Origin of the sequence: Mesomycoplasma ovipneumoniae (genome assembly GCF_038095995.1) — a bacterium.
Lineage (GTDB): Bacteria > Bacillota_I > Bacilli_A > Mycoplasmatales > Metamycoplasmataceae > Mesomycoplasma > Mesomycoplasma ovipneumoniae_F.
The window spans coordinates 1,038,687-1,050,726 of sequence record NZ_CP146005.1; the positions used below are offsets into that span (position 1 = coordinate 1,038,687).

Sequence of the window (12,040 nt, forward strand, 5' to 3'; positions counted from 1 at the left end):
GTATAATTCTACAAAAGGGGAAAAATTTAGGAAAAATATATTAGTTTTTTCTACTTTTGTGAAATTATGAAAAAAAGACAGAACTTTAATAACAGCAACTACCATAAACGACCTAGTTTTTCAAATTCAGCCTATCGTGAGCCTAGGTACTATAAAAACACACAAAATCGTCCTAATGTTCAAGAAGATTTTGATGATTCAGATGAATATTTTGCCCAAAAAAATCATTACCGACCAGAATATAGAAGTCCGCAAAATTATTCAAACCATTTAATCGAAGAAAATTATTATCAGGGAATGGAACAAAAAACTCTTCAACAAGAGGCAAATGCTTTTATTTCAAAAGAAGTGAGAAAAATTTTTGGACTTGAATTAATTTTTTTACCACTAAAGGCACTTTTTTGACTCTTGGCTTTTTTAGCAATACTAACTGTTTCACTGCTTTGAGTTTATGAGTATATTCCAAGTTGAAATTATGAGCAAAAATATTTACCACTTTTGATAATTCCCGGAATTATCGGTGCAATTATAATATTTTTATTTGTAAAAACCATGTTAGACTATCGGGCAATTAAAAAATCTGTTGAATATTTCCGTTCACAGCTTAGAAATAATTCTCACAGACTTGAAATGCCGCCGATGATTCCTTGATTAGTTAAAAAATTGAATCAAAAAGAGGTAAATGCAATTTGACTTGCTGCTTTTAGTTTGTTTGCAACAGTAATTTTAGGTTTAGTTTATTGAATTACTTTAAAATATTATCCAGAAAAAAATATTCAATTTTCAACCGAATTTATTATAAGTATGGTCTCAACTGGTGGATTTTTTATTTTAATGCTTGTTTATGACTTAACACTTCGTCGCCGTTTATCAAATATTGAAGCAATTTTTGGTCATGTTTACCGTAAAAATATTAATATTGAATCAATCCGTTTTCGTCGTCATATGCTTTGAGCAATTTTCACAATAGTTATTTTCCTAATTTTAAGAAAAATTGCTAAAAGAAAAAAAATAATTACTTAATTAATAAAGCAAAAAAGAAAAAAAACATCCATTTTTAGGATTAAATAAGTAGAAAAATCTCAGACAATTAGTTTTTTTTCTATGATTTTGATTGCTCCACTTTTGTTAATTTTTTCTAGCATGTTCATTTTAAAAATTTGGACAAATAATTTACCTCATATAATAACTTGGAGTTTTATATGATAAGCAACTTTGAGGCCTTTCATAGTTATACCAATCAATAAATGAACTTATTTTTTGATAAGCGGTAGGCACATTTTCAAAATTTTGACCCTCAATATTAATTAATTCGCGTTGAAAAACTGCATAAAAATATTCAATAGGGCGGTTTGCAAGAGCATTTCCTTTTGGTGACATTGATTGTTGGATACCATTTTGCTTCAAAAAATTAGCAAATTTGTAGTTTGCATATTCCACACCATGATCTGAATGGAAAAATTTTGGTTTAATATTATACTTTTTAATTGTTTGTTTCACTAAGTTTATAGTTTCTTCTGAAAATCTTGTTTTAGAAATCGAAAAATTGAGCAAGTAATTGGATTTTGTTTCAATAATTGAGTGTAGGTAAAATCATTCGTTGTTAATTTTGATAAATTTAATATCAGCAAACCATTTTTCACCAAAATTTTCTGAGCTAAATTCACCTTTGATATGATCTTCAGTCCAAATTCGTGTAAACTTTTTCTCTTTTGGCGCCGGTTTTCCTTGCCTTTTATAAGCAATTGATTTTAATCCTAAAAATTCGTAGTGTTTTTGAAACACGTACGTGCTTACATAATTTCCCTGATTTATGTAAATATTATATAGGATGTCTCGGCCTTTTACCTTTCGATTCAAATGGAAATTTTCACGAATTCACTCAAGTAATTTTTCATCATAAATCATTTTCTTTGGTGGTTTTTTTACCCTTATTTTCTCATAAATAGAAGTGCGATTAATGTTAAAAACACTACAAATTCTAGTGGAATTTTCGATTTTGTTTTTATCTTTTTCTTGCTCTTGTTTTCGTTTTTCCCGAGTTTCCCAGTTTCATAAGGTAATTTTAAAAAAGTATCTGGTTTTAGGGACTTTTTTAAGTTTTTTGGTAAAAGTTGGTTACAATTTTATTAGTGATTTATTAAGATATCAAAGTAAAAATCATATCTATTTCAAATGTTTGGATCGCTAGGGACACCATCGTGTTTTTTAAATATAATTTGCTGATCTAAAGTGTTAAATTCAACCCTTTGTCTTAATTTTTGCAACATCGATACTAAACCAACTTAGTTAATTTTTGTTTTTTCATAATTTATAATTATACCATAAAATTACTTAAAATGCTACCAAATGCTACTTATAAAATTAAGGTTTTACATTAAAAAAACACCGATTTACGGGTGTTTCTTCATATTTATATTCACTAAAAAGTGAATTTTTGTCTTAAAACTGGGAAACTCGGGAGAAGTGCGATTAATGTTAAAAACACTACAAATTCTAGTGGAATTTTCGATTTTGTTTTTATCTTTTTCTTGCTCTTGTTTTCGTTTTTTGAGTTCCTCAAGAACAATTGCGGGGTCAATTCCGTATCTTCTAAGAACATTCTCCATTATCTCTTGATAAACTTCACGATCATTTTCAGAAAGGTCGTTAATTGTATATTTCTTCTTTGGTTTGCGTGGAGATTTGATTTTTCCACGAGTACTAATTAAACTTTTCATATCATTATTATAAAACTTTTTTTGCCAATTTCTTATCAAATTATTAGCGTATATATGCAACATTCATTCTTTATCCGCTTTTTTACTTTTAGATTTGTTTTTGTAAATTTCTCTAAATTCTTCTGCAAAATCCAAAATTGCGTTTTTTAAGCCTCTAGATTCGGCAATTTTGATGTATTTAAATTTCTCTTCAATTGTGAATTTGTATTGTTTCATTTTGACACACCTTTTTTCGAATAAGTCTGAAATTGGTGTACTAATTTATTTTAAACCAAACATTTTTTTTTTTTTTGCAAAAGGTTAAATTTAAAATAATAAAAATTAAGATTTAAGGATTAAAAACCCGGATTTGCCGGTATTTTTGCATATTTATATTCACTAAAAAGTGAATTTTTGCCATCAAACCAGGAAGTTCAGGAAAATAGATAATCATTTTATTTCCAATAATTAAAAAAGGCAAATTTTCATTTGCCTTTTTTTATAGAGTTTTATTATAGAAATTTTTTAGAGATTAGAGATTAGAGATTAGAGATTAGAGATTAGAATTTTTTATAGATTTTTTTATTGAGAACGACGAGAGATTATAATGAATTTTGTTATTCACAAAAATAAAATATAACTTATAAATTATAACAACGAAAAGAGATTTTACATATGCATGAACATATACATAATGATTTTGTAATTCACAAAAATAAAAGGAAAAACTAAAAACGAATGTAAACACACATAATAAATTTTGGTTTTACACAAAAATAAAATTTAGCATATAAATAAAAATTTAGAAAGGAGGTTACAAAACATGATTTTAGAAAAAATAAACTTTAACGTATAAAAAAATTTACAAAGGAGTTTACTAAAAATGCTTTTACACAAAACCAAAAAAGAAGAAATTGAAAATATAAATAGAAAGGACGTTCCAAAAATGATTTTACAAAAAAATAAATAAAAATTAAGAAAGGAGTTTACTAAACACTGATGAAAACATAAAAAAATAATTTAATAAATAAATGTTAGACACGCAATTTATAAATAAAAAACAAAAATAAGGAGGCAATAAAGATAAACTATTTTTTAATGTATCATGCTTTAAAAGAAATAGAAAACGAAAACGAAGGGTTTTGGCGGGCCAGACAGGATTTGAACCTGCGCGGGATTTCACTCCCCTAACGCGTTAGCAGTGCGTCCTCTTCAGCCTCTTGAGTACTGGCCCATATTTTTATAATTATATCATAAAATATTATATAATAAAATAAAAAAAATAAAAGGCAGAAAAATGAAAATTTTAGGTATTGAAACCTCTCATGATGATGCATCTGTTGCTCTTTTATGTGATGAAAAAGTTGAAATAATTTTAACAATTAGCCAAATTGAATTCCACCAAAAGTTTGGTGGAACAATTCCAGAACTTGCTGCTCGCGAACATTCGCGAAATTTAGCAATAATTTTAGAGAAATTATTGCAAAAACGTGTTGATTTTTCCACGGTTGATGCTATTGCCTACACAAATAATCCAGGATTATTGGGTGCTTTGAAAATAGGATTTTTATTTGCAAGTGCATTAAGTCTTTATTTTAATAAGCCTTTAATTCCAGTTAACCACCTTTTAGGACATTTTTGGTCGGCAAATATTGAGGATGAAATTGTTTTTCCAGCACTTTCGCTCTTAATTTCCGGAGGTCATAGTCAATGAATTTTGGCTAAAAACGAGAGTGAACTTGAAATTATTGGCTCAACAGCGGATGATGCTCTGGGCGAAATTTATGATAAAATCGGTAGAAATTTAGGCTTAGTGTTGCCTGGTGGACCAAAAATTGACCAAATTTGACAGCAAAATCGGCAAAATATTGGTGAACTAATCAATTTCAGTTTGCCAAAAAGGCTTGCAAATCCTTTGGATTTTTCTTTTAGCGGACTAAAAACTCAAGTCATAAATTTTACTAACCAAATGAAGCAAAAAAATAAACTTGATTTAAAAAATGTCCAAAAAATCGCTGTTTCTTTTCAGGAAACAATAATAAAATATTTAAAAAGACAACTCGATTCTGTTTTAAATGACAATAAAAATATAAAAACCCTGACTTTAGTTGGCGGCGTTGCAGCAAATTCTGGAATTAGAGAATTATTTAAAGAATATGAAAAAAATTATAAAATTGTTATTCCAAAAAGAGAATTTTGCACCGATAATGGCGCTATGATTGCAAAAGCTGCACAAATTGAGCTAAAAATTAAATCGCAAAAACAAAAATTAGAATCCCGGTAGCGACAATTGCTCAAAAAGATAAAGCATAAAAAAAGATATGACTGTCTTGTTTTTTCAGTTTGTAATTCAAAATTAAGTTTTCTTGCATCGTATTTTGAATTTCTTTGTAACGGTCAACTCTTTTTTCGCCTACTCAAACAGTCAAAATTCCGATCGCTGATAATAAATAAGGTAAAAATCAAGTATAAATTCTATTAGTAAAGTTAAAAATATCTAAATTTAAAGAGTTTGCTTCATCAAAAAAGCTTTTAAAAATTAATTTTGTTATTAAATCGGCTGAACCAACCCCGCCTGGAGAAGGCGAGAGGTTGTTAGAAATTTGTAAAAGTGTAAATCCTGATATAAATTTGAGATAATCGTGAAAATTGATGTTACTTAGATCTAAACCTTGTTCTTTTAAAGTGATAATTAAAATTACAAAAGAGAAATTTATGAAAAAAACTGGTAATTTGTAAAGCAAAAGTATTTTTGCCAACAGTTTTTTATTAGACAAAACTTCCATAAAATGGTTTTTAAAATTATCAATTAGAAATTGAAAACGGTATTCTAATCTTTGTCTGTCCTCAATTTTTTTTAAAAAATTGAGATTTAAAAGTGAAACAAATAGTTTAATCAACAAATATTGCAATTTTTTTCAAACAGAAATAATTATAATTATTAATAAAACTAGAACGTTTAAGAAAATATTGACAACAAGTCAAGCAAAGAAAATGATTTTTTCCCAGGAATCTAAAATAAAAAGATCGCGATAGTAAATAAATCCAACCGGAATTAAAATCAAACTGACAAATAAATTAAAAACCTGATGAATTAGGGCATTATATGTCAAGGTTGCGCTGATATTTTTCAGTGGATATTTCTTTTTTTGCAAATATCAATAATAACTTATTTCGCCACCAAATGAAAAAGGTGTAGAAAATTGCATAAAAGTGGCGATAAAAGTGGCGATAAAAAGGTGTCTAAATCTCGTTTTTACCTTCTGATATTTAAAGATCCGCCGTAATTGCAAGGTTGAGGTTAAATTTCAAAATAAAAAATGAGCAATTGCGCCAAGAAGAACTAATCTGTTTACCCGAGATTTGAAAAAAAACTCGTAAAATTTAACAAAAATTTTTGTAGGCGAGCCGTCTGCAAAGCTAGAGTTGTAGAAATTATAAAATAAAATAATTAAAATTACGACAATAGTTGTTATAAAAATCCCAAATTTAAGAAAATCTTTCGTTTTATTGTTTTTTGATGATGCTAGATTTTTATTTGCAAGTTTAACTTTATCAATAAGAAGGTTTTCCAAAAAAACGGCTTCTTTTTCGGTGTGATTTTTTGATAAAAAATTTGTGTAAAGTGTTAATTCTTGTTTTGGTTTAAAGTAAATTAGTGTGTAAAAATCGTTATTTTGTAAATTAATTTTTAATTTTATCGAGTATTTTCCTGAATCTGAATTTGAAATGTTGTATCCCTGTGGTCGAAATTCCGCGTCACTTTCATTTACAAGCAAGTTTACAATTTTATCAAAAGTTGACGGAGTTGCTTTCATGCGGTACTTGTGTTGGAAAACAAAATTCAACTCATTTTTCATCTTTTGGATAATTTCAAATATATTTAAATTATTTTGGGTGTAAAATTCAAAAATTTTCACATACCAAAGAATAGAAAATTTATTGCTAATTCCGTATTTAATTGAATTTTCGGAAACTTTAGGAACAAAATGAACACTTTTCGATGTTATAACAACAACTTCATCGTCAGTTTTTTCTCGAATTTTAAGTAATTCAGTTTCTGAATTCTCATTATATTCACAAAATTTTGTGATTTTAGCGGTAAATTTCTGCTCAATAAACTCAGAAATGTAGTTATTAGCTTGATGACTTATCAAAAAATATTTGCCATTTTTTCAATTTCTTTCAAGATAATCAAGTACTAACAGCTGAAAATCATTATCTTTTATAATATTAAAGTTAAATTTCTTGCGAACTGCGGCTATAATTTTGTTTTTTTTGACTCAGAAGATTACATTTGTCATAAATTTAGCGCTTGTTGTGATCTTTTTTCAAATTATTGAATTATCGCTAACTTGTCTTGTAATTTTTTCAATCGGAAAACTCTTTTTTATTGGTAAAAATTTACTTTTTTCAGTGTCAAAATGATCTCTTAAAAAATTAGTTAAAAAAGTGGACTCTGAATCATAAAACTGGTAAAAATTTGCTAATTTGTAGAAATTTAGGCCAAAATAACTGTAAAATTTCGAAATATGGTCTGAATTAATATGAAATTTTGGCGTTAAATAAATTTGTGAACTTCTATAAAAAAACGGCTTTTGCTCTGTTTTGTTTATTTTTCTTTCTTCTTCAGCCGTTAAAAGTGTTAAGTTTTTTTTATAAAAGGTCAAAACTGTTAGATTTAAATTTTTATTTGACAGATTAACTTCAATATTTATAAAAAAATCAAAGTCATTATTCATAAAATAATGACGTGCTAAACTTTGGGAGTATCCAAATTTTTCCTCAAAAATTAAGATTTCTTTGTTAGGATCAGAGGCCAAAGCATTGTAAAAAATTGATGCAAAAGCTATTCCAAAATTGTTGGAACTGCTATTAATTAAAATTTTCTGATAGTTTTTTTCTTTAACAAGATCAGAAATAGTTGATGCTAAACTAAAAATATAGTTTTCATTTATTGAATTAGGTTGATTACCAACAAAGCCGATAATTTTAGAATTACTTAATTCAAGAGGAGAATCATAATTAAAAAAAATCAACTTTTGGTCTTCTAGGTTAACATCGCGATTAATTGCTAGATATTTCATAAAATTTTATTCAGTTTCTCGTTGAGAAGAAAAAAGATCAAAATTTTCGCTTTGGCCAGGATCTTCAATAATGTCTAATAAATCAAACTCTTTAAATTTAGGTAAATCCTTGGCCGATCTTAGTTTGAAATAGTCAAAAAACCTCGAAGTTACACCATAAAGCGTAGGATTTCCAGGGCTTGGAGCGGTTCCTAATTCCTCAATTATCCCTTTTGCTAACAGCGAACCTACAATATAGTCAGAATTAATTCCACCACGAATTTGGGCAATAACACTTCTTGTTACAGGTTGTTTATAGGCAATTATAGCGGCAACCTCAATTGCTGCATTACTTAGACGGTATTTTTTTTCATTTCCGACAAAGTCAATAATAAAAGGTTTTAAGTCTTTTGCGGTAACAAATTTGAAAATATCGGCAAATTCAACAACAATTATACCTCTTTTTTGACGGTTAAATTCGACTGAAAAATCTTTTAAAAGTTTGCGAGCTTCATTAATTTTTGATAATTTAAGCGCGCTCTGAAGTTGTTGAGAAGAAACTCCTTTTTCACCTTGAAGATACAAAATTGCTTCAATAATTCTAGTTTTCATCATAACCCCCACGGAAAATTGATATTTTTGAGAATTGTTTCTCCTGTTTTAAATGTAGAAGTTGTTTTTTTGCCATTTCGAGCATTGAAATCATGGTGATAACAAAATGTTTCATTGTCGGAAGTGAAAATAAGTATTCAAAATCTATTTCATTTTCCTTTTTTAACAGATTTTTCAATCATAAACTTTGCTCGTCAGCGGTCACCTGGACTTGTTGGGTTTTGATTTTAATAAGATTTTTAGCTTTTGTTCTGTCAAACATTAATTTTAGCACTTTATATAAATTATGGACTGACGAGTGTCCATCAAGCTGACTTGGGTCCGGGGGTCTGCGAAAATCACTGTAATCTGAGGTATTTTTTTCAAAATAATCGTTACGGTGCTCTTGCTGTTCTTTTAACATGTTTGCAATATTTTTGATTTGTTGATAGTCGTATAATAGAGCTAAAAATTCAAGTCGATCTTTTTCATCTTCAGGTTTTAATTTTTCTTCTTTACTTGGTAAAAGCAAAATTTTTGACTTTAAATGAACTAAAGTAGAAGCAATAACTAAATATTCACCGGCAATTTGGATATTTTTTTCTTTTAAAATTTGAATTATTTTGACATATTGAGTTGCTAAATCAACAAGGTCGATATCTAAAATATTAATGTTTTTTGATTTTACTAAATCTAAAAGTAATTCTAAAGGTCCTGAAAAATTAGCTAATTTTATATCGTAATCCATTATTTTTCACCTTTGTAAAAATCAATAATAGTTCTTTTTGTGGCTAAACTCAAGGATTTACTTGTTTGCGAAATAACAGCACCCGGTTTTATTGGTTTATTAATGAAAATTTCGATATTTTTAAATTTTTTAGTCTGGTTTTTGTCTGTATTTTTTTTAACTACTTTGATTGAAACAGGGACAATTGCAAGACCTGATTCTTTTATAGTTTCAAAAATTTCAATTGGAAAATTTAACTCTGTGTCGTGCAGGTTCTCTTTTGCAAAAATAACTCCATAAGCACGTTTTTCACGGATTGATTTTAAAAAATTTTGAAACTTTTTTAAATTTTCTTGCTCGTTTTCAGCTAAAAATTGTGAATCAAGAGAGCCAAAAATTCATTTATTTTTACGGGAATAACGCTTTTTTTCAAGAAAAAAACTAACAATTGGGTTAAAATCTTCTTCAGCTTTTGATGGGTTTTCAAGTGCTGAAAATAATGCAAAGTGGTCAGAAAACTGATTTTGATTAGAAATTAAGATCGATGCATTTTTGGGCAAATTTTCATAACCAAAAACTTTAATTTTTATACCAAATAGTTTTAAAATGAACTTTGAGTAACTTAAAACCAAATCACTTCTATATTGAGGAGAAAGTTCGACTTTTTTTTTATAATATTTTTTCCAAACAGAGCGTATTTTACGTATTTTGAATAGTCAGATTATTGAAAAAATAGCAATTCGCAATTTTATTATCATTTCATTTTTGCTTTTTCTTTTTAAATTTAGTTAATTAAAATTTATAGAAATTTAATTATAATTATATAATTATACCAAAAAATCTAAAATTTTAATTAAAAACAGTTAAAATCTATTTTAATGGAAATTAAAAAATAAAATGTTTTATTTTGATTGAAGAAAAAGTGATTTAGATGCAAATTCATATTTTTTTATAGTGTATATTGGGCTAGTTTTAGGTCTTCTAGGCATTCTTGTGCTGTATTTTTTCCGTAAAAATTTGGAAACATGGTACGTTCACAAGAACCAAATTCAATTTAAGGTTAGTTTATTTTATAGAGTAAAAAATTGGTTTGTTTTCATTGGTGTTTTGATTTGATTTTTTTCATATATTAGTCGAACAATTATACTAGAAATTAATGATTATATCTATAAATGAGAATATCTGCCACTACATTTGTGTCGACTTATTGTTTTAATTTGTGCGTCTTTAATGATTTTTAATAGGACAAATTGGGCAAAATACATAGTAATTCCCGGTTTTTTGGGGTCAATTTTAGCACTATCGTTTCCACAAATTGGCTTTGATGCAGGAATTGTTATGGATGACATTGAATTTCAAGGAATAAAACTTGACCAAAATGTTACTGAATCTGAACTAATAAACTTGGCAAAAACTAAGAATTTAGGTATAAATTGAGCGCCTGATAATTACTTTTTTTGAGAGTTTATTTTTAGTCATCTTTTAAGTTTGGTTTTACCGTTTTTTTTAACATTTATTAATGGTAAAAACTCAAAATTGGATATAAAAAGTTTCTGAAAATCGGTATTATTCACTTTTTTAATGGCATCTTTTACTTTTTTTCTAAGTTGAATAATTGAAAAAATAATTGAAAACCAAGGTGATAATCGACTCAAAATAGCCTGAAACGGAAACTGATTTTACATGGGGAAAGATGGACAACCAACCATTGGCGAACTAGGAAAATGACCCTGAAATTTCCCAGTTTTAACAATTATTTTCCTTTTTGCATTCTTTATTGTCTTTTTCACAAAAATGTTCCTTGAAAAATTAAATTTTTATCTTTTAATTGTTAATTCAAAAATTGAAATTAAGCACAAACCTAAAAGTTGAAAACAAGTTTTAAGCCAGAATAACCTTAGCCAAAAGTGAATTAAATTATTAACAAAAAGCTAAAATCTTAACTAAAAAAGCAAAATTATAAAATGTCTAAACTACCTTTTTTAGTTAAAACACTGGCAAAAATCAATTTATGGATAAAATAACAAAAATCATAAAAAAATACAACTACTATTTAAACTCAATGCAAATAGAAAACTCGTTTTTATTTGCAGCGAGCCTAAAAAAATATATGAAGTTTTGAAAGAACAATAACCAAAAGCCCTAAATTTAAAGATTTCTAAACGGGTAAATTTAAGGCATTCCATTATATTTAAAAACATAATGGATAATTCGCACTATCTAATTTTATTAGACAAAAAACATAACTAATTCCCCCTTAATTCTGATTCTAAATTTATTAATTATTCTTAAGTGATGCTAATTATAACAGAAATTTTTTTTAGACCAAGCATTTTTTTTTTTTTTTACAAAGGGTTAATTTTAAAACAATAAAAATTGAGATTTTAGACCAAAAAACCCGGATTTACCGGTATTTTTGCATATTTAGATTCACTAAAAAATGAATTTTTGCCATCAATCCGGGAAGTTTTGGAAAAGTGAGTTGAATTATTGTCAAAAAACTAAAAAAACCTATGAATTCATAGGCTTTTTTGTTTTAGTTTCAGCAAAATTGAATTTTTCTTGACTCAGGATCAATTATTTCAAAATTAATTAAAATTGAATTTTGAGAAAATTCCTCAAGTTTGTTTGCCCATTCAATTACAATAAAATTTTGGTCAAAATAGTCCTGAAATTCATCCAATTTTGATGAAAAATTATCAAGATCAATATGAACTAAATTCTCGTAGGCAAACATAAAATTAAATGACGGGGAAATAATTTTGTCTTTTATTCCGATTTTTTGTGCAAATTTTTTGGTAAAATCAGTTTTTCCTGAACCATAGTGCCCAACTAAATAAATAAATTGAATTTTTTTACTAATAATTAAATTAAAAATAATCTCCAAATCAGAGCAAGTTTTGGAGATTATTTGTTGGCAAAAACGGTAATTTTTAGCTATATCTTCAAAGTTCATA

The 12,040-nt window shown here is 27.2% G+C and carries 11 protein-coding genes and 1 tRNA gene; 3 read left to right on the top strand and 9 right to left on the bottom strand.

Annotated features, from left to right (window positions below):
* The first annotated feature begins 66 nt into the window (after nt 1–66).
* A complete protein-coding gene (locus V3249_RS03910) occupies nt 67–1,023 on the top strand; it encodes an MSC_0882 family membrane protein (protein WP_303438506.1) in 957 nt (318 codons plus the stop codon).
* Between the two features lie 150 nt (nt 1,024–1,173).
* Here V3249_RS03910 and V3249_RS03915 read toward each other — a convergent pair whose 3' ends face one another.
* From V3249_RS03915 to V3249_RS03930, 4 genes are all read right to left on the bottom strand, one after another.
* Nucleotides 1,174–1,908, bottom strand: coding sequence for a DDE-type integrase/transposase/recombinase (locus tag V3249_RS03915; protein WP_341517517.1), 735 nt, complete (start codon nt 1,906–1,908; stop codon nt 1,174–1,176).
* Between the two features lie 221 nt (nt 1,909–2,129).
* Nucleotides 2,130–2,270, bottom strand: coding sequence for a hypothetical protein (locus V3249_RS03920; protein WP_252263094.1), 141 nt, complete (start codon nt 2,268–2,270; stop codon nt 2,130–2,132).
* Between the two features lie 123 nt (nt 2,271–2,393).
* Nucleotides 2,394–2,936: a hypothetical protein gene (locus V3249_RS03925; protein ID WP_341517518.1), complete on the bottom strand. Its 543-nt coding sequence runs from the start codon at nt 2,934–2,936 to the stop codon at nt 2,394–2,396.
* 906 nt (nt 2,937–3,842) lie between these two features.
* Nucleotides 3,843–3,933: transfer RNA gene (locus V3249_RS03930), tRNA-Ser, on the bottom strand.
* Nucleotides 3,934–3,996: 63 nt separating this feature from the next.
* Between V3249_RS03930 and tsaD the strand changes: the two genes are divergently transcribed.
* Complete coding sequence (gene tsaD / locus V3249_RS03935) at nt 3,997–4,983, top strand: tRNA (adenosine(37)-N6)-threonylcarbamoyltransferase complex transferase subunit TsaD (protein ID WP_337897045.1); 987 nt, start codon at nt 3,997–3,999, stop codon at nt 4,981–4,983.
* Here tsaD and V3249_RS03940 read toward each other — a convergent pair.
* From V3249_RS03940 to V3249_RS03955, 4 genes are read right to left on the bottom strand one after another with little or no spacing between them, the layout of a single operon-like run.
* Nucleotides 4,949–7,786, bottom strand: a complete 2,838-nt coding sequence (locus V3249_RS03940) for a lysylphosphatidylglycerol synthase transmembrane domain-containing protein (protein WP_337897046.1) — start codon at nt 7,784–7,786, stop codon at nt 4,949–4,951. The two genes, tsaD and V3249_RS03940, sit on opposite strands and share 35 nt — an antisense overlap.
* Nucleotides 7,787–7,792: 6 nt before the next feature.
* On the bottom strand, nt 7,793–8,377 hold the full coding sequence (gene scpB / locus V3249_RS03945; RefSeq protein ID WP_010320964.1) for an SMC-Scp complex subunit ScpB: 585 nt from the start codon (nt 8,375–8,377) through the stop codon (nt 7,793–7,795).
* Nucleotides 8,367–9,104, bottom strand: coding sequence for a segregation/condensation protein A (locus V3249_RS03950; RefSeq protein WP_337896307.1), 738 nt, complete (start codon nt 9,102–9,104; stop codon nt 8,367–8,369). The genes scpB and V3249_RS03950 overlap by 11 nt, the downstream gene beginning before the upstream one ends.
* Nucleotides 9,104–9,841 carry a 1-acyl-sn-glycerol-3-phosphate acyltransferase gene (locus tag V3249_RS03955; protein ID WP_157356094.1) on the bottom strand — a complete coding sequence of 246 codons (738 nt, stop codon included), beginning with the start codon at nt 9,839–9,841 and terminating at the stop codon, nt 9,104–9,106. The genes V3249_RS03950 and V3249_RS03955 overlap by 1 nt, the downstream gene beginning before the upstream one ends.
* 472 nt (nt 9,842–10,313) lie before the next feature.
* Between V3249_RS03955 and V3249_RS03960 the strand changes: the two genes are divergently transcribed.
* Nucleotides 10,314–11,018: a hypothetical protein gene (locus V3249_RS03960; RefSeq protein ID WP_332976755.1), complete on the top strand. Its 705-nt coding sequence runs from the start codon at nt 10,314–10,316 to the stop codon at nt 11,016–11,018.
* 601 nt (nt 11,019–11,619) lie between these two features.
* On the opposite strand, the gene V3249_RS03965 is transcribed toward V3249_RS03960, so the two are convergent.
* Nucleotides 11,620–12,039, bottom strand: coding sequence for a tRNA (adenosine(37)-N6)-threonylcarbamoyltransferase complex ATPase subunit type 1 TsaE (locus tag V3249_RS03965; RefSeq protein ID WP_337896801.1), 420 nt, complete (start codon nt 12,037–12,039; stop codon nt 11,620–11,622).
* Nucleotide 12,040: the final 1 nt, after the last annotated feature.